19 protein-coding genes are annotated in these 16,994 nt (G+C 70.7%); 5 read left to right on the top strand and 14 right to left on the bottom strand.

The genetic code is table 11. The annotated features are described in order from the left end of the window. Position 1: 1 nt before the first annotated feature. The 4 genes from H4Q84_RS14205 to H4Q84_RS23205 form a co-directional block, all read right to left on the bottom strand. Positions 2-856: a xanthine dehydrogenase family protein subunit M gene (locus H4Q84_RS14205; protein ID WP_248579745.1), complete on the bottom strand. Its 855-nt coding sequence runs from the start codon at positions 854-856 to the stop codon at positions 2-4. After that, positions 853-3,363, bottom strand: coding sequence for a xanthine dehydrogenase family protein molybdopterin-binding subunit (locus tag H4Q84_RS14200; protein WP_248579744.1), 2,511 nt, complete (start codon positions 3,361-3,363; stop codon positions 853-855). Before H4Q84_RS14200 ends, H4Q84_RS14205 begins: the two co-directional genes overlap by 4 nt. Continuing rightward, positions 3,360-3,839 (bottom strand): (2Fe-2S)-binding protein, encoded by a 480-nt coding sequence (locus H4Q84_RS14195; protein ID WP_248579743.1) that lies wholly within the window; start codon positions 3,837-3,839, stop codon positions 3,360-3,362. The genes H4Q84_RS14200 and H4Q84_RS14195 overlap by 4 nt, the downstream gene beginning before the upstream one ends. Positions 3,840-4,066: 227 nt before the next feature. Then, positions 4,067-4,501, bottom strand: coding sequence for a MarR family transcriptional regulator (locus H4Q84_RS23205; protein ID WP_282580243.1), 435 nt, complete (start codon positions 4,499-4,501; stop codon positions 4,067-4,069). Between the two features lie 104 nt (positions 4,502-4,605). Here H4Q84_RS23205 and sigK point away from each other — a divergent pair, with 104 nt between their 5' ends. After that, on the top strand, positions 4,606-5,178 hold the full coding sequence (gene sigK / locus H4Q84_RS14185) for an ECF RNA polymerase sigma factor SigK (RefSeq protein ID WP_248579742.1): 573 nt from the start codon (positions 4,606-4,608) through the stop codon (positions 5,176-5,178). Positions 5,179-5,463: 285 nt separating this feature from the next. Here sigK and H4Q84_RS14180 read toward each other — a convergent pair whose 3' ends face one another. Further along, complete coding sequence (locus H4Q84_RS14180; protein ID WP_248579741.1) at positions 5,464-5,751, bottom strand: DUF1905 domain-containing protein; 288 nt, start codon at positions 5,749-5,751, stop codon at positions 5,464-5,466. Continuing rightward, on the bottom strand, positions 5,748-6,047 hold the full coding sequence (locus H4Q84_RS14175; protein ID WP_248579740.1) for a hypothetical protein: 300 nt from the start codon (positions 6,045-6,047) through the stop codon (positions 5,748-5,750). Before H4Q84_RS14175 ends, H4Q84_RS14180 begins: the two co-directional genes overlap by 4 nt. 649 nt (positions 6,048-6,696) lie before the next feature. Between H4Q84_RS14175 and H4Q84_RS14170 the strand changes: the two genes are divergently transcribed. Next, positions 6,697-7,017: a putative quinol monooxygenase gene (locus tag H4Q84_RS14170; protein WP_248579739.1), complete on the top strand. Its 321-nt coding sequence runs from the start codon at positions 6,697-6,699 to the stop codon at positions 7,015-7,017. A 1-nt stretch (position 7,018) separates the two neighbouring features. Here the strand turns inward: H4Q84_RS14170 and H4Q84_RS14165 are convergent, their stop codons facing one another. From H4Q84_RS14165 to H4Q84_RS14140, 6 genes are all read right to left on the bottom strand, one after another. Further along, positions 7,019-8,254 carry a helix-turn-helix domain-containing protein gene (locus H4Q84_RS14165; RefSeq protein ID WP_248579738.1) on the bottom strand — a complete coding sequence of 412 codons (1,236 nt, stop codon included), beginning with the start codon at positions 8,252-8,254 and terminating at the stop codon, positions 7,019-7,021. A 92-nt stretch (positions 8,255-8,346) separates the two neighbouring features. Continuing rightward, on the bottom strand, positions 8,347-9,489 hold the full coding sequence (locus tag H4Q84_RS14160; protein ID WP_248579737.1) for an XdhC/CoxI family protein: 1,143 nt from the start codon (positions 9,487-9,489) through the stop codon (positions 8,347-8,349). After that, the gene (locus H4Q84_RS14155; RefSeq protein WP_248579736.1) at positions 9,482-10,591 is read right to left on the bottom strand and encodes a VWA domain-containing protein; all 1,110 of its coding nucleotides are present in this window, start codon (positions 10,589-10,591) and stop codon (positions 9,482-9,484) included. Before H4Q84_RS14155 ends, H4Q84_RS14160 begins: the two co-directional genes overlap by 8 nt. After that, entirely contained in the window at positions 10,588-11,466 is an 879-nt protein-coding gene (locus tag H4Q84_RS14150; protein ID WP_248579735.1) for a MoxR family ATPase, read from the bottom strand. The genes H4Q84_RS14155 and H4Q84_RS14150 overlap by 4 nt, the downstream gene beginning before the upstream one ends. 9 nt (positions 11,467-11,475) lie before the next feature. Continuing rightward, positions 11,476-12,063, bottom strand: a complete 588-nt coding sequence (locus tag H4Q84_RS14145) for a nucleotidyltransferase family protein (protein ID WP_248579734.1) — start codon at positions 12,061-12,063, stop codon at positions 11,476-11,478. A gap of 134 nt (positions 12,064-12,197) precedes the next feature. Beyond that, entirely contained in the window at positions 12,198-13,415 is a 1,218-nt protein-coding gene (locus H4Q84_RS14140) for a M15 family metallopeptidase (protein WP_248579733.1), read from the bottom strand. Positions 13,416-13,508: 93 nt separating this feature from the next. Here H4Q84_RS14140 and H4Q84_RS14135 point away from each other — a divergent pair, with 93 nt between their 5' ends. Genes H4Q84_RS14135 through H4Q84_RS14125 form a run of 3 tightly spaced genes read left to right on the top strand, consistent with a single transcriptional unit; the run spans position 13,509 to position 15,203 of the window. Then, positions 13,509-13,820: a hypothetical protein gene (locus tag H4Q84_RS14135; protein ID WP_248579732.1), complete on the top strand. Its 312-nt coding sequence runs from the start codon at positions 13,509-13,511 to the stop codon at positions 13,818-13,820. After that, complete coding sequence (locus tag H4Q84_RS14130; RefSeq protein ID WP_248579731.1) at positions 13,777-13,938, top strand: hypothetical protein; 162 nt, start codon at positions 13,777-13,779, stop codon at positions 13,936-13,938. The genes H4Q84_RS14135 and H4Q84_RS14130 overlap by 44 nt, the downstream gene beginning before the upstream one ends. Before the next feature lie 41 nt (positions 13,939-13,979). Further along, positions 13,980-15,203, top strand: coding sequence for a phospholipase D-like domain-containing protein (locus H4Q84_RS14125; protein WP_248579730.1), 1,224 nt, complete (start codon positions 13,980-13,982; stop codon positions 15,201-15,203). 3 nt (positions 15,204-15,206) lie between these two features. On the opposite strand, the gene H4Q84_RS14120 is transcribed toward H4Q84_RS14125, so the two are convergent. Both H4Q84_RS14120 and H4Q84_RS14115 read right to left on the bottom strand, forming a co-directional pair. Then, positions 15,207-16,616, bottom strand: a complete 1,410-nt coding sequence (locus H4Q84_RS14120) for an MFS transporter (protein WP_248579729.1) — start codon at positions 16,614-16,616, stop codon at positions 15,207-15,209. 31 nt (positions 16,617-16,647) lie between these two features. Next, entirely contained in the window at positions 16,648-16,800 is a 153-nt protein-coding gene (locus tag H4Q84_RS14115; RefSeq protein ID WP_248579728.1) for a hypothetical protein, read from the bottom strand. Between the last annotated feature and the right edge of the window lie 194 nt (positions 16,801-16,994).

Genomic DNA, 16,994 nt, shown 5'->3' with positions numbered 1-16,994 from the left:
GTCAGGCCCCCGCGGCGGCGAGCACCGCGCGCCGGGTGAGTACGCCGGCGAGGTGCTTGCGGTAGTCGGCCTGACCGTTGAGGTCGGACGGCGGGTTGGTCCCGTCGGCGGCCTTCGCCGCAGCAGCGCGTACGGCGTCCTCGGTGGCCGGCTGGCCCGCAAGTGCCTCCTCGACCGCCGTGGCCCGCAGGGGCGTGGAGCCCATGTTGGTCAGCCCGACACGTGCCTCGGTGATCGTGCCGCCCTCCGACTTGACCGCTGCCGCGACAGCGACGATCGGCCACTGGTGCGCGACCCGGACGAACTTCTCGTAGTGCGCGCCCCAGCCGGTGTGCTTGGGGATGCGGATCTCGACGAGCAGCTCACCTTCGGCGATCGCGGTCTCGAAGAGATCGACGAAGAAGTCGCCGGCCGCCACGGTGCGCCTGCCGCCGGAGCCGGCGATCACGAACTCGGCGCCGAGCGCCAGCGCCGGGGCGCCGAGGTCTCCGGCCGGGTCGGCGTGGGCAAGGGCGCCACCGAACGTGCCGCGGTGCCGGACCTGGGCGTCGGCCAGGTGCTCCTCCGCCTTCGCGAGGAGCGCGGCGTGCTCGGCGACCAGCGGGTCGTGGAGCACGTCGTGGTGGGTGGTCATCGCGCCGATGACGATGGCGTCGCCGTCGTCGCGGACGCCGTGCAGGGCGTCGATGCCGGCGAGGTCGATGACGACCTCGGGGGCGTTGAGGCGCATCCGCAGCACCGGCAGCAGGCTCTGCCCGCCGGCGATGACCTTGGCGTCGTCACCGTGCTCGGCAAGAGCCGCGAGGGCTTCGTCGACGCTGGTCGGGGCGAGGTACTCGAACTGGGTGGGGATCACTGGCCTGCTCCATCCGTGCGGTCGGTCTGGCCTTCCATGCCGGTCTCCTCGGTGAAGTGCGGGGCCGCGGCGCCGGCAGTGGGCGCATCGCCCTTGCTGCCCCCTGTTCCCGATGACGCAGCGTTGATGGCCCGCCAGACTCGCTCGGGCGTGCACGGCATCTGGATGTCGTTGATGCCGAGGTGCCGGATCGCGTCGACGACGGCGTTGACCACTGCCGGGGTCGAGGCGATGGTGCCGGCCTCACCCACGCCCTTGGTGCCGAGCGTGTTGGTGGTCGAGGCCGTCGAGTTGTGCGACACGTCGAAGCTGATCGTGTCGGCCGAGGTCGGCAGCAGGTAGTCGACGAACGAGCCCGAGACCAGCGTGCCGGAGTCGTCGTACACCGCTTCCTCCCAGAGCGCCTGCGCGATGCCCTGGACGAGCCCGCCGTGCACCTGGCCCTCGACGATCATCGGGTTGATGACCACCCCGACGTCGTCGACGCAGGTGTACTTGCGCATGAGTACGCCGCCGGTCTCGGTGTCGACCTCCATCGCGCACAGGTGGGTGCCGTGCGGGTAATTGAAGTTCACCGGGTCGTACGTCGCGTCGCTGTCGAGACTCGGCTCCACGCCGTCGGGCAGGTTGTGCGCCGCGAACGTCGCCATCGCGATCTCGGCCATCGCCAGGCCCTGGTCAGTGCCCCTGACGCCGAAGCGGCCGGCGTCGAACTCGATGTCGTCAACCGACGCCTCCAGCAGGTGCGCCGCGATGACCTTGGCCTTCTCGATCACCTTGTCGGCCGCCTGGACCAGGGCTTCGCCGCCGACGACCAGGGAGCGGGAGCCGTAGGTGTCGAGGCCCTTGTGGGAGATCTGGGTGTCGCCGTGCAGCACCTCGACGTCCTCGAAGGCAACGCCGAGACGGTCGGCGACGATCTGGCTGAACGCCGTCTCGTGGCCCTGACCGTGGGCCGAGGCACCGGTGACGACCTCGACCTTGCCGGTGGCCAGCATGCGCACACTCGCGTGCTCCCAGCCGCCCGCGCCGTAGTTGAGGCTGCCGAGCACCCGGCTGGGCGCGAGCCCGCACATCTCGGTGAACGTCGAGATGCCGATGCCGAGCTGGATGCGGTCGCCAGCGTCGCGGCGCTGCTTCTGCTCGGCCCGCAGCTCGTCGTACCCGAAGTTGGCCTTGGCCTTCTCGGTCGCTGCTTCGTAGTTGCCGGAGTCGTACTCGAGCCCGGCGATCGTGGTGAAGGGGAACTCCTCCTTCGTGATCCAGTTCTTCTCGCGGACCACGAACGGGTCGACCCCGACCTCCGCGGCCAGCTCGTCCATCAGCCGCTCGATGGCGTACGTCGCCTCCGGTCGCCCGGCGCCGCGGTAGGCGTCGGTCCAGGTCTTGTTGGTGAGGACCGTCTGGCAGTTGAACTGGTAGGCGGGGAACTTGTAGATCGCGTTGAACATGAAGGCTCCGAGCACGGGCACGCCGCCACCCACGAGGGAGACGTAGGATCCCAGGTCGGCGAGCAGCTCGACCTTGAGGCCGGTGACGGTGCCGTCCTTCTCGGCGCTCAGCGTCAGCTTCTGCCACTGGTCGCGACCGTGGTGGGCGGCCATCAGCGACTCGGAGCGCGTCTCGGTGTACTTCACGGGCTTGCCGAGCCGGCGGGCCACCGCGAACGTGATCATCTCCTCGGGAGTCTGCTGGAGCTTGCCGCCGAAAGCGCCGCCGACGTCGGGGGCGATGACGCGGATCTTGGACTCGGGCACCCCGGTGGTCGCGGCCAGCGCGAACCGCAGGATGTGGGGGATCTGGGTCGCGCTCCACATGGTGATCTGCTCACCGGTGGGGTCGACGACGGTCGAGCGAGGCTCCATGAAGGCGGGGATGAGCCGCTGCTGGCGGTACTCCCGCTCGATCACGATGCCGTCACCGCGGGCCTTCTCGATGGCCGCGTCGACGTTGCCGCCGGTGCCGGCCTCCTCGGAGTCGAACTTCCAGAAGGCGGACTTGTTGGTGCCGAGATCGGGGTGCGCCAGCACCTCGTCGTTGGCTGCCTTCTTGAGGTCCAGCGCGGCCGGCAGCTCGTCGTACTCGACGTCGACTAGCTCGGCGGCGTCACGGGCGGCGGCGGCGCTGCGGGCCACCACCACGGCCACGATCTCGCCGGCGAAGGTCACCCGCTCCGACGGCATCGGCACGTGCGCCGGCGTGACCTGGTCGGTCGTGATCGCCCAGGCATTGATGCAGACACCCTGACCCTCGCCGAGGTCGGCGCCGGTGAGTACGGCGACGACGTTCTCGGAGGCCTGTGCCGCCTCGACGCCGATCGAGGTGATCGTCGCGTGGGCGAAGGGGCTGCGGACCATCGCCATGTGCAGCATCCCCGGCAGGGTGATGTTGTCGGTCCAGCGCGTGCGGCCGGTGATCAGCCGCTGGTCCTCCTTGCGACGGCGGCCCTGGCCGATCTCCTTGGCGACGTCCGGCAGGTCTTCGGTGGCGGTCGCTGCGCTGTTCACCGGACACCTCCGGCGGCGTGCAACACGCTCTTCACGATGTTGTGGTAGCCCGTGCAGCGGCAGAGGTTGCCCTCCATACCGAGCCGGACGTCCTCCTCGGTGGGATTCGGGTTCTCCTCGAGCAGGTCGACGGCCTGCATGATCATCCCCGGAGTGCAGAACCCGCACTGGAGGCCGTGGCACTCACGGAACGACTCCTGCACCGGGTGCAGCTCGCCCTCGGCGCCGTCGTGGGTGGCCGCGAGCCCTTCGATGGTGGTGACCTCGTGCCCGTTCGCCTGTACGGCGAGCACGTTGCACGACTTCACGCTGCGCCCGTCGAGGTGCACCGTGCAGGCGCCACAGTTGCTGGTGTCGCAGCCGATGACGGTGCCGGTCTTGCCGAGCTTCTCGCGCAGATACTGCACGAGCAGCATGCGTGGCTCCACCTCGTCCGAGACCTTGGAGCCGTCGACGGTGAGTTCGATCCTGGTCATGTACGGCCTCCTGGGCAGCGCTGCGCGGTGTTCACGCGTGTGATGCCAGTCACGCTAGGCCGGTCGGGTTGGTGAATGGTTGGAGGCGGGGTAGTCCGGGGCAAATCACACCCGCCGGGCGCTTGGGAGGTGCATTTTGCCCCGGACTACCCCTCCGATCCAGGTCCCTCGGATGGGTTCGGAACTGAGCCCCGTCCGGGTGGTCAGCGCCTGCTGAGCAGGCGGCGCTACTTGGAGACGTTCGCCGTCAGGGTCTGCAACGTGGCCTGGAGCTTTGAGAACTCCAGGGCGTCGAGGGCCATGGCGTCCTTCATGTCGCACTGGATCTTCGTTGCGTGAGTGCGCATCGCATCGCCCTTGGTCGTCAGGGAGATCTCGACGAAGCGCTCGTCGGCGTGGTCGCGGCGGCGCGCGATGAAGCCGTTGACCTCCATGCGGCCTAGCAAGGGGGTCAGCGTGCCGTGATCGAGGCGCAGAGCGTCGGCGAGCTCGCGCACTGTGCACGTGTCGCGCTCCCAGAGCACGATCAGCACGAGGTACTGCGGATAGGTCAGCCCCAGGTCACGAAGCACCGGGCGGTAGGCGCTGGTGACGGCCCGCGACGCGGCGTACAGGTCGAAGCACAGCTGCTCGGAGAGCGGCGGGGCATCGATGTCAGCCATGTCCCCCACTCTGTCACGGTCTGCGTTACCTTGTACACAAGACGCTCGTGCCGAGGCACGGACCGTCCGGTGGCTTTCCCCCTGCTGATCGCGAAGGAACCACGTTGTCTGCCAGCGCAGCCGTCGACATCGAGGGCCTCCTCATGTCCTCGAGCGCCGGTGACACCGAGGCCTTCGCCGCCCTGTACGAAGCCGTTGCCCCGCGCGTCCACGGCTTGTCGCTCCGGGTCCTGGGGGACGAGCACCAGTCGCAGGAGGTCACCCAGGAGGTGCTGCTCGAGCTCTGGCAGACCTCCGGCCGCTTCGACCCGTCACGCGGAACCGCGCTGACCTGGGTGATGACCCTGACCCACCGGCGGGCCGTCGACCGGGTGCGCGCGAGTGATGCCCGGCGCCGCCGCGACGCCGCCCATGCCGAGAGCACGTCCGAGGCGCCGTACGACGAGACCTCGACGGCAGCGCATGCGCTCCTCGAGGCCCAGAGCGTGCGCACGGCACTCACCGCCCTGACGCCCACGCAGCGCGAGGCCATCGAGCTCGCGTACTACGGCGGCTACACCTACATCGAGGTGTCCCGCCTAATGCAGATCCCGCTCGGCACGGCCAAGAGCCGGATCCGCGACGGGTTGTCGAGACTGCGCGACACGCTCTCGCCGGAGGCGATGGAGGCGGTGTAGCGGCCGTCTCGCGAGTCCGTGGCGAGACATCGTGGGATCTGCGGCACCCGGTGCCGGAAAGTGCACGAGGTCGATAGACATCGAGGCGGAGGGATGAACGGCAGTCCGCAGAGACGACGTGCTGCTCAACAGCGCCGGCACGCTGGTCGGTGCGGTGCTCGCGACCGTGCTCGTTGGCACCTGGCCATCGAGGTGGACGACGACGATGGGGCGACCGTGGGGTGAGTCTCGCTTCACCCGGGTCTCGATACACCCGCTCGTTCCTCGCGGGCACTCGACCACCGACTAGGCGTCGACGAAGAGGTGGATCGACACCAGCTCGCCGAGCTCGATCTCCTCAGCCTTCCGGATCTTGTCCTTGATCGGCACGATGTAGCCGCCGTCCTTGGGCCACAGCGAGGTCGTCCACTCGGTCTCGCCGATGCGCACGGTGACCGGGATCATCCCCCAGCCGTACGTCACGAACGCCGCCGCTTCCTGCAGCTCCTCGCACTCCTCATCCGGGACGCTGACGAAGTGGTACGGCGCCGGCCCGTGCCACGACCACATCTCGCCCTCGAACTCGAGCGTCACGGCTTCGCGAACCTCGCGCCGAGCTCGACGCGCACCGTGGCCGTCTCGTTGAAGTCGTTCGAGGCGATGGCCGAGATGGTCCCCTTGTCACCTGCCGACATCGATGAGATGACCACGACGTACCAGGTCGTCGCGTCCTCGAGCTGCCTCCTGACCTTGGTCACTATCCGGCGCAGGAGGGTGCCGTCGACGTCGTCGAGCGAGAAGCGGTCGGAGGTGCTGGTGCCCTTGCCGCCGAAGTCGCTCCAGTCGCCGTCCCACAGGTACGACAGCTGGCGCCGGGACCTCTCGTCCACGGGTACGGCGATCGTGGCCGGTCCGGGTACATCACCAGCCGGAACGCCTCTCGGCGACCGGTCTTCTCCTCCACGGCGGCGACAAGCTCGGCGTACCCGCGCTTGGTCAGCAGGTCGCGTCCCGGGCCCGGCACGGGCTGCGGGGGCGTGGTGTTCGCCGTGGTGTCAGCCGTGGTGTCCTGGCCGGGGACCAGCCGGGTGAGCGCGGTGGTGATCGTGCTCAGGCCGCCGAGCACGATGAGGGCGCCGAGGCCCGCCGTGACGAGCGCCGGGCGCGTCACTCCTGACCGCCGGGGGGTGGGCGGCCTGGACGGCGTAGTCGTCGGACCGGGCGCCTGCATCGGCATCGGCATCGGCATCGGCATCGGCATCTGGTGGGCGGGAACCTGCGGCAGTCGCGGACCACGGCCTGAACCTCGCCCCGCAGCCCGGCGGCCCGGATCTGCTCGACCCGGAAGGCCCGGTCGTGCTCGACGATGCGGCCGGAGGCGTGCGCCGCCTCCACGATCGCGACCGCCTGGTCGCGATCAGCAGATCGCGCGCGCTCGAGGTCGTCGGTCACGGGACAACGCTAGCGGTCATCTGTCGCCACGGGGCGCCAGATGGAAGCATGGAGCGATCGCCGGCCCACTCCCGAGAGGAACTCCCCGTGATCTTCATCTGCGTCAAGTGGAGGCTGAAGCCCGAGTACGCCGACGACTGGCCCGAGCTGAGTCGAGAGTTCACCGAGGCCACGCGCGCCGAGGAGGGCAACCTGTTCTTCCAGTGGTCGCGCAGTGTCGACGACCCCGACGAGTACGTGCTGATCGAGGCCTTCAAGGACGACGCCGCCGAGGCGCACGTGGCGTCGGACCACTTCAAGAAGGCGCAGGCCGAGCTGCCGCAGTACGTCACCGAGACGCCGCTGATCCGCAACGTGGTGATGGAGGGCGACCAGTGGGACCGTCTCGGGGAGTTCGAGGTCTCGTAGGTCAGCGGTCGGCGACGGCCAGCCGGCCCCGGAGCAGCGCCCTGGCCGGGTGGTCGCGGGTGCCGAGTGCCGCGAGGCAGACCTCGACGACCTGGGTGTCGTACGGCGCCAGCTCGCTGTAGCGCAGCACGGCCTCGGGATCGGGGTCGGCCAGCAGCGCCTCGCGCATGCTCACCGCCAGGTAGTCGCCCATCTCGACGAGCGCTGGTGCGTTCGTGCCGGGCAGCAGGTCGCCGCCGTACGCCGCGACGGCCGAACGCACGTCGCCGCGGCGGAGCAGGTGCTGCACCTCGTCGATGTCGGTGGCGACGGGCAGGGTGAGGCGATAGGGGCGGGACGACAGCTGACCGCCCAGTGCCGAACGGAGGTGGGAGACCTCGGCCTTGAGCGTCGACGTGGTGACGGCCGCGTCGCCGTAGACGAGGGAGTGGAGGTGTTCGAGTGAGAGCCCGTTGGGGTGCATGGCGAGCAGCGCCAAGATCTCGGTCTGCCGGCGGTTGAGCAGGAGCCGCTGGCCGTCGAGCCAGGCCTCGGCCGTGCCGAGCAACGACAGGGTCAGGCCGGGATCGGGCGGAGCGATCGCGGCCAGCCCGGTGCTGCGCCGCGAGGTGGGCATCGCGGTCTCGATCAGCCGGGCCATCAAGCGGGCGGTGGCCAGGCCGATCGGGTGGGCGCGGTCCCACGTTGTCGACAGGTCGATCACGCCGAGCTGCTCACCGCTGAGGGGGTCGTGCACGGGTGCCGCCCAGCACACCCAGTTGTGCACGATCGACGCGTAGTGCTCGGCGCTGAACACCATCGACGGGTCGCCGGTGCGGCTCGCGATGGCGAGCGCGTTGGTGCCGACGCTCGCCTCGTCCCAGCGGCCACCGGGCACGAAGTTGACCGTCTCGGCCTTGCGGCGCATCACGCGGCCGCCGTACGTCCAGAGGATCCGTGTCTCGGCGTCGGTGATGGCGATGACGAGGTCGCCGTCCTCGGCCGTGCGCCGCAGCTCCGACTCGATCCGAGCGACCGCCGTCTGCAGCGGAGAGTGACGCCAGTAGGCCGCAGTGTCGGACTCGTCAGCCAGCGGCGCCTCGGTCAGGTCGGGCGCGACCGTGTTGGTGGAGAGCTGCCAGCTGTCGAAGATCTCTGGACGAACGCGCTCGGCCGCGCCGTCTCCGTGCTCGACGAAGGCGGTCCAAGCCTGGACGGCTTCGAGCCGTCTGTCGCGCAGGTCGCGGTGAGCGCTCATGGTCCCCCAGACGATCGGGTGTGACTGTCGTCACGGTAGCGCGAGGAGCGCGATCGTGGGGTTGTCGACGGCGACTCCTCGTGCCTCGGGCGTCAGCGGACGACGTTCGGGTGCTGGTGGATGCGGCCGCTGGCCCCGGCCAGCCGGTTGCCGGTGCCGCCCCACTGCCGGGCCACGATCTCGGCGGCGATCGAGACGGCCGTCTCCTCGGGCGTACGGGCGCCGAGGTCGAGCCCGATCGGGCTGCTCAGCCGGCCGATCTCCTCCTCGGTGAGGCCGGCCTCGCGGAGGCGTGCCAGCCGGTCGTCGTGGGTACGGCGCGAGCCCATCGCCCCGACGTACGCGACATCGGGCAGGCGGAGGGCGACCTCCAGCAGGGGTACGTCGAACTTGGGGTCGTGGGTCAGCACGCACATCACGGTGCGCTGGTCGATGCGCCCGGCCTCGGCCTCGGCCGTGAGGTAGCGGTGCGGCCACTGCACGACTACCTCGTCGGCGCCGGGGAAGCGCGTGTCGGTGGCGAAGACGGGGCGGGCGTCGCAGACCGTGACGTGGTAGCCGAGGAAGGCGCCCATCCGCGCGACGGCTGCCGCGAAGTCGATGGCGCCGAAGACGAGCATCCGGGGCGGCGGCGCGAAGGCCCAGACGAAGACCCGCATGCCCTCGCCGCGACGTTCCCCGTCGGGGCCGTAGGTCAACGTGCCGTTGTGGCCCGACGCCAGCAGGCCGAGGGCGTCGTCGGCGACGGCGTCGTCGGCGCGCGGGCTGCCGATGGACCCGGACCGCTGCCCGTCCGCGTCGGACCGCACGATCATCCGGCGGCCCAGCCAGGCCGGGTCGGGGTGCTCGATGACGGTGGCCAGTGCGACGGGCCGGCCGGCCTCGATGTCGGCAGCGATCTCGCCGAGGTCGGGGAAGGTCTCGCGGTTCACCTTCTCGACGAAGACGTCCAGGATGCCGCCACAGGTCAGGCCGACCGCGAAGGCGTCGTCGTCGGAGACGCCGTACCTCTCGAGCACGGGCGCACCCGACTCGACGACGTTCTGTCCGAGCTCGTAGACCGCGCCCTCGACGCAGCCGCCGGACACCGAGCCGACCGCCTCGCCGTCGGGGCCGACCAGCATCGACGCGCCGGGCGGGCGGGGAGCTGACTGGAACGTCGCCACCACCGTGCCGACGCCGATCGTCTCGCCGGCCTCCCACCAGGCCAGCAGCTCGGGCATCACCTCACGCACGCGCCACCACCTTGCAGAGCTCTGCGAACGTCGCCAGCGAGTGGCCGGCGACGAAGTCGTCGATGTGCGGGAGAGCGGCGGCGATGCCCTGCTGGACCGGCGCGTAGCCCTCCTTGCCGCGGTGCGGGTTGACCCACACCACGCGGTGCGCGATCCGGTGCAGCCGCTGCATCTGCTCAGCGAGCAGGGCCGCGTCGCCGCGCTCCCAACCGTCGCTGAAGATCACGACCACCGCGCCTCGGGCCATGCCGCGCGCCCCCCAGCGGTCGAGGAAGACCTTGACCGTCTCGCCCAGCCGGGTGCCGCCCGACCAGTCGGGCACAGTGTCGCCCGCGGCCACGATGGCGCGCTCGGGGTCGTGGTGGTGCATCGCGCGGGTGAGGTGGGTGAGCCGGGTGCCGACGGTGAACACCTCGACCCGGTCGCCTGTGACCACGAACCGGTGAGCCAACCGCAGCAACGCATCGGCGTACCCGCTCATGGAGCCGGAGACGTCGACGAGGAGTACGACGCGGCGCGGCCGCTGACGCCGCCTGCGCCAGACGATCTCGGCCGGCTCCCCGAAACGGCGCATGCTCAGCCGCATGGTGCGCGACGCGTCGAGGGTGCCGCGGTGCCAGCGCTGGTGTCGCGCCGTACGACGGAGGGGGGCACGCGGGTTCAGGACGCTGAAGAGCGCGGCCAGCCGCGCCTTCTCGGCCATGTCGAGGGAGGCGACGTCGCGGTGCCGGAGCACCTCGGTGGAGGTAGCGGCGGCGTGGATGGCCTCGTCCTCCATCTCGGCACCCTCACCGGTCGACTCGCTCTCGGGGAACGCGGTCACAGTCTGGCTGGGGGGTGAGGCCGGGCGGGTCCGGGGCAGCCCGTCGCGGGCGTTGAACCAGGCATGGAAGACCTGGTCGTAGCGGGCCAGGTCGTCGGGGCCGGCGCAGAGGGTGGCGCGGCCCGCCCAGTACGTCGCGCTCTGGTCGTCGAGCCCGAGCAGGGCCGTGGCCTCGAGGAATCCGTGCGAGCGGTCCGGCGTGACGGGGACTCCCGCGGCGCGCAGCGCGCGCGTGAACCCGAGCAGGATCTCGTCGGGCTGCCGGATCTGCGTGGTCATGTCGTCAGCATCCGGTCGAGTGCCTGGCGGACCCGGTCGGCGTCCTCGCGGTACTTCACCAGTGCGCCGAGCGACGACGCGGCCGAGGCCAGGTCGAGCTCGGCGGTGCCGAGGTAGGTGAGCGCGCGCGCCCAGTCGATGGTCTCCGCGACGCCGGGCGGCTTGAGCAGGTCGTCACGGTCGCGCAGCTGCTGCACCACGTTGACCACCTGGCGGGCCAGTGTCTCGGACACCTCCGGCGCCCGGGAACGGACGATCTGGACCTCACGCTCGAGCCCCGGGTGGTCGATCCAGTGGTAGAGGCAGCGCCGTTTGAGCGCGTCGTGCAGCTCGCGGGTGCGGTTGGAGGTGAGTACGACGATCGGCGGCTCGGCCGCGGCCACGGTGCCGAGCTCGGGGACGGTCACCTGCCAGGTCGACAGCACCTCGAGCAGGAACGCCTCGAACTCGTCGTCGGCCCGGTCGACCTCGTCGACGAGCAGCACCGCCGGGCTTTGTTGGAGCGCCTGCAGCACGGGACGCGCGAGCAGGAAGCGGGCGTCGTACAGGCTCTTCTCGGCCTCCTCGACCGAGCCCTCGGCGTTGCCTCCTGCGACCGCCTCGAGGGCGCGCAGGTGGAGGATCTGGCGAGGGAAGTCCCAGTCGTAGAGAGCCTGGGTGGCGTCGATGCCCTCGTAGCACTGGAGCCGGATCAGCGGCAGGTCCAGCGACTCGGCGAGGGCCTCGGCCAGGGCGGTCTTGCCGGTGCCGGGCTCACCCTCGAGCAGCAGCGGCCGCTGCATGCGGGTGGCGAGGAAGACGACGGTGGCCAGCTCCGGGTCGGCCAGGTATCCGGCCGTGACGAGGCGGGAGGCGACGTCGGACGCGGACTCCATACCCTGAATCTACGTGCGGGGACGTTGGCCGGACGTTGGCCGGTCCACGTCCTGGCCGGTGGCGAGGTCGCCGCACGCGACGAGCGTGACGTCGCGGGTGGCGAGGTAGTCGCGAGCTCCCGCGTCGCCCGACGCGATGCCGATGATCCGGGACCAGTGGTCACGGCCGATCAGGACCGGGTGCCCCGGCCTTCCGTCGTACGACGCCCGCGCCAAGACGGCCGGCCCCGACCCGGCATCGAGGACGCGCGCGACGACGGCCGCCGAGACATCGGGCAGGTCGACGAGGGTGACCAGCGCGGCCTCCTCGCCCGTGATCGCGGTGCCCTTGATCGCGGTGAGTCCGGCGCGCAGGGAGGCGCTCATCCCGTCGTCCCAGTCGTCGGCGACCACCACCTGGACATCCAGCCCGTCGAGGAGCAGCCTGGCCTGGTCGGCGGCCGCGCCGAGGACCACATACACGGAGGCGCAGCCGCCGTCGGTCAGGACCCGCACCGCGCGCTGCAGCCAGCTGGTGCCGTCGGTGTCGTGGACGAGGGCCTTCGGGGCGCCCATCCGGCGGCCGGAGCCGGCGGCGAGGAGGAGTCCGGCGGTCATGGGGTCATCGTTGCACTGCTGTTTTGTTCGGAATCCCCGGTCGACCGGGGATTCCTGAACTTGTCGGCCAGTGCACGGCCCGACAAGTTCAGGAAGTGCCCGTCAAGTGGGAGCGGTGAGACGGTCGCGCCGCGTCAGCGGACGTCGACGAGCCGGTTCATCTCGAAGTGCATCGGGTCGGTGTAGCCCCAGTCCCCACCCCAGGCGAAGCCCCACTTCTTGAAGATCGCCACCACGTCGCGGTCCATCTCGCCGACGGTGCCGCGCTGGTTGCCGGGCACGTTCATGTCCAGCGCGATGCCGAACGAGTGCAGCGAGAGCTGGGTGGTGTTGGCGATGAAGCGCGGGTAGAAGCAACCGGCGTACTCCCCGGGGTGGATCTTGTCGGCCAGCCCCCGGCTCTGCACCTCGAGCAGCGCGGCGCGCAGCTGCGGGATCATCACCTTGTGGCAGGTGACGGTGCCCAGGATCGGCACCGGCTCGCTGCGGATGTTCTCGCTGACCCACGAGGACTCCGGCGTGATCCGGCCGCCACCGATGACGCGGTAGGAGAACGTGCCGACGGCCTCGGCGACCGAGCCGCCGGTCAGGAACGCGGTCTGCGTGGCGGACAGGTCGAGGTCGGGACCCAGGATCTGCACCGACAGGTCCTTGCCGACGATCTTCTGGATCTTGTCCTGTACGACCTGCGGGGAGGTGAGGTCGGTCGAGACGAGCAGCGCGTTGCCCCTCCGCATGCCGAGTGTCTCGGCCCACTTCTCGTTGACGACCGCGTCGACTTGCGGCACTTGTAGGGCGTAGGCGCCGATGTGCACCCGCGCGGCATCCTGGTCGTTGCCGAGTTTGAGGAAGCCGGCGTCGTCCTGCAGCTTCTTGCCCAGCGGCGTGTCGATCGCCAGCTCGCCGCCCGCGACCCGGTCCCAGACCTCCTGGAGCTGGGCGATGTCGCTGCGGGCGAAGCGGCGGTACGACGCCGGGTCGACCGCACCGATGGTGATGACCCGGTTCTCGATGGCCACCTGCGCGAGTGACAGCGGCTCGGTCGCGTCGATGCCGTCGATCTTGCGGATCTGGGACGTCATGTCGTCGGACAGCGGCTCCTGGCTGTAGACGAGGATGTCGGCGCCCTGACAGCAACCCTCGATCTTGCCGGGCGGCGGCACGGAGTGAGCGGGGTCCGCCACCGTCGGCTGCCCGGACGACGGTGACGAGGGCGACGACGACGACGAGCCGGTCGCGTCCGCCGGGGGTTTGGCCCTCGGAGTCTCCTCGCCGCACGCGGCCAGGGCGAGCGACAGCAGCAGCACGCCTGTCGCGAGCGCGCGCCCGCGCGCCGACCCCCATGCCTGCATGCCCTCGACCTCCCGGAGACAGGGTATGTGCGCCGCCATGGGACCAGACCCCGATGGCTGACATTGCCGCGGTCGACGACAAGGGAGGCACCGGTGTCCACCACGATCCTGCTGCCCGAAGGCGATCGACACCTGTACGCCGCGGCCTGGGCCGGGCTCGGCGAGGTGCAGGCTCTGGAAGCGCTGGGCATCCTGCCGGCCGACTCGCTGGTGCTGCGAGTTGCGGCCGGAGCGCTGCCCGGTCCACACGTGCTGTCCCGGCTCTCGGATGCCCGCACGGACGACCGTCCCGCGTCCGCCCGCACGGTGCCCATCGAGCCCGACGAGCCCGCCTGCGTGCTCTGCGCCGCCGGTCAGCTGCGTGCCGGAGTCGAGCCCGAAGACGGGCAACGACCTTCTTCCTGAGCTCGAGGAGCACCCGGCGCGACTGCAGGAGATGGTGGCCGCGGCGACCGGTCGCGAGGAGACCCTGCGCAAGCGCGTCAAGAAGCTGCGCGCGCGGCTCGGCGAAGCGGACGACTGAACGACCCGATTCCCGGCAACCGCCGTGGCACCCTAGGACGCATGACGACGTCGCGGCTCGTGGCCGCCCTGGTGCTCAGCGTGGTGGCAAGTGTGGCGTGCCAGGCCACGGGTGACGACGAGCCGGCCGCGTCAGCCGCGACGTACGCCTCGAGCGCGCCGGCTGCAGCGCGCAGGGCCGTCCCGGCCACCAGGGCCGGCGGACCCGGCTGCAAGGCCAAGCGCAACATCGAGGTCTGCTTCTCCTCGCCGGGCACCCACGGCGGCACCCACCCGGTGGTCATCAACCGGATGCGCCGGCTCTTCAAGAAGTCACAGGCCGGCGACTCGCTGCGGATCGCGATGTTCCGCTGGGACATCCCCGGCGCCGCCGACAACCTCGTCGAGGCACAGGCCCGCGGCGTGCACGTCGAGCTGGTCGTCGACCACGACGTCATCGCCAACGCGGTCGGCGCGAGCCTGGTCCAGCGCATCGAGGCCGGCGACCCGGCCCCCGGCAACACGGTCGTGTGCGACGGCGCCTGCCTGCCCTGGACCGGCGCCGGCCCCGCGCCGTACGCCCAGGACATCAACCACCTCAAGCTGATCGTCGCCGACGTCGGCGGCGAACGGTCGGTGGTGACGAGCTCGAGCAACCTGGCCGGGCTGCAGTACCAGCAGTACAACTCGCTGCTGCGGATCGTCAGCCCGAAGTACTACAAGTTCGCCGACGCCTGGTACGACGCGCTCAAGACGCAGCGCGTCGGCACCATCAAGACGACGCTCGCCAACCCGCCGGCGATGCTCTACCCCCGACGCGGCGACATCCTGGCCGACACGTTGCGGCAGGTGCGCTGCACGCCGCAGCTCGACCAGGTCGACGTACACCTCGCGGTGATCCAGCGCGCCGACATCCGCAGCCGGCTGGTGCAGCTGAGCGAGAGCGGCTGCCGGGTGCGGGTGGTCGTCGACCGGCCGGCGGTCGAGAAGTGGCTCGAGCAGAAGGTGGACGGCCACCGCCTGCCCAAGGCACTCGTCCGGCAGGTCAGCACCCACGACAAGGGCGTGATCATCCACGCGCTGGTGGGCGGCAAGCCGCAGTACGTCGTGGTGACCGGCACCAGCAACGCCACGTGCGGCGGCCTCTACTACAACGACGAGATCATGCTGCGGCTCAAGGGGAAGTGGATCCACGACCGCTACGGCAAACACTTCAACGACGCGTTCGGGCACGGGCGCGACAGCGCCCGCGGCGTGCGGACGCCGGACTTCGACCCCTGCACCTAGCCGCTACATCACGGGTGCGTCGGCGAGATCGGGCCGAGGGTTGCGGATGGTCAGCCAGGACACGACCCCACCGAGGGCCAGCAGCACGGCGCAGATGACCGCGGCCCGGACGTACGCCGCGTCGAAGGCCGACGCGACGGCGTACTCCTCGCCGGAGAGCCCGACCGCCACCGGCAGCGCGGCGACGGCGAGCAGGGAGCCGGCACGGGCGACCGCGTTGTTGACGCCGCTGGCGATGCCGGCGTTCTCGTCAGGGGCAGCGGCCAGCACCGTGCCGGTGAGCGGCGCGACCATCAGCGAGAGGCCGAGGCCGAAGACGGTCAGACCGGGGAAGACGTCGCGCCAGTAGCTGGTGTCGGCGTCGACCGCGAGCAGCAGCAGGGTGCCGGCGGCCATCACGATCGGTCCGACGGTCATCGGGATGCGGGGGCCGATGCGGGTGCCGAGAGCGCCCGCGCGGGAGGCGAGGAAGAGCATGCACACGGTGATCGGCAAGGTGGCGATGCCGGCTTGCAGGGCGCCGTAGCCGGCCACGGTCTGGAGCTGGATGACTAGGAAGAACAGCACCGCGCCGAGGGCCGCGTAGACGAGGAACGTCATGGCGTTGGCCGCGCTGAACGTGCGGTTGGAGAACAGGCCGAGCGGCATCATCGGCTCACGACCGCGGGCCTCGACGACGATGAACGCCGCGCCGCAGAGCAGACCGCCTGCCGCTGCGTACGGCGCGGAGGGCTTGCCCCACTCGATCAGCGCCCAGGTCACGCCACCCAGTGCGATGCAGGCCAGCGCGGCACCGGGGATGTCGAAGCGGCCGGTCGCGCGGGCGTCGCGGGTCTCCGACACGGAGCGCTGCGCGATGAGCACGGTGATGACGGCGAGCGGCAGGTTGATGAGGAAGATCCAGCGCCAGGAGACGTACTGCACGAGCGCGCCGCCGATGAACGGCCCGATCGCAGCAGCGATGCCGCCGAGCCCGGACCAGGCGCCGATGGCCTTGCCGCGGTCGGCGGGCCGGAAGACCGACTGGATGATCGAGAGGCTGCCGGGGGTGAGCAGCGCCGCGCCGATGCCCTGCAGGACGCGCGCCAGGATCAGCACCAGTGGTGTCGGCGCGATGCCGCAGAGCAGTGACGCGAGCGCGAACCACACGGTGCCGATGACGAAGATCCGGCGCCGGCCGAACCGGTCACCGAGCGCGCCCCCCAGCAGGATCAGCGACGCCATCGAGAGCAGGTAGCCGTTGGTGATCCACTGCAGGTCGGCCAGCGACGCGTCGAGGTCCTCGCCGATGGTCTTCAGCGCGACGTTGACGACGGTGCCGTCAAGCAGGGTGAGACCGGAGCCGAGGGTGGCGGCGGCGACCACCATCCGGCCCGTCGACGAGTCGAGGGAGATCAGCTCGGGGTCGCTCACCCGCTCACCGTAGGCCCCGCCGACGACATGCTCAGCCGAGTCCACGCAACCATGGCACCGCCACGAACGCGGTCGGTACGACGACCACCGCCACGGCGCCCAGGCACACCACCGTGGCCTGCACCGGGTGGCGTCGTACGTCGAGGAGGCGGCGGGCGAACTGCTCCTTCAGGTCCTCACCCACACCACCCGAGATGGTGCAGGAGCGTTACGACTGGGTGGTGTGCGCGGTGCAGCAGATCCTTCCCGCGCTCAGAGAGGCGGGTCTGCGCGCGGTGACCCCCAGTGGCGTACTGGGAGATCCGACGCTCGCCCGTGCCGACGAGGGGCACCGGCTGCTCGACGCCTGGGCGGCCGGTCTGATGGCCGCCGGCAGGT

Source organism: Nocardioides sp. InS609-2 (assembly GCF_023208195.1).
In the GTDB taxonomy this organism is placed as follows: Bacteria; Actinomycetota; Actinomycetes; order Propionibacteriales; family Nocardioidaceae; genus Nocardioides.
This window is presented reverse-complemented; position numbering and strand designations above follow the sequence as displayed.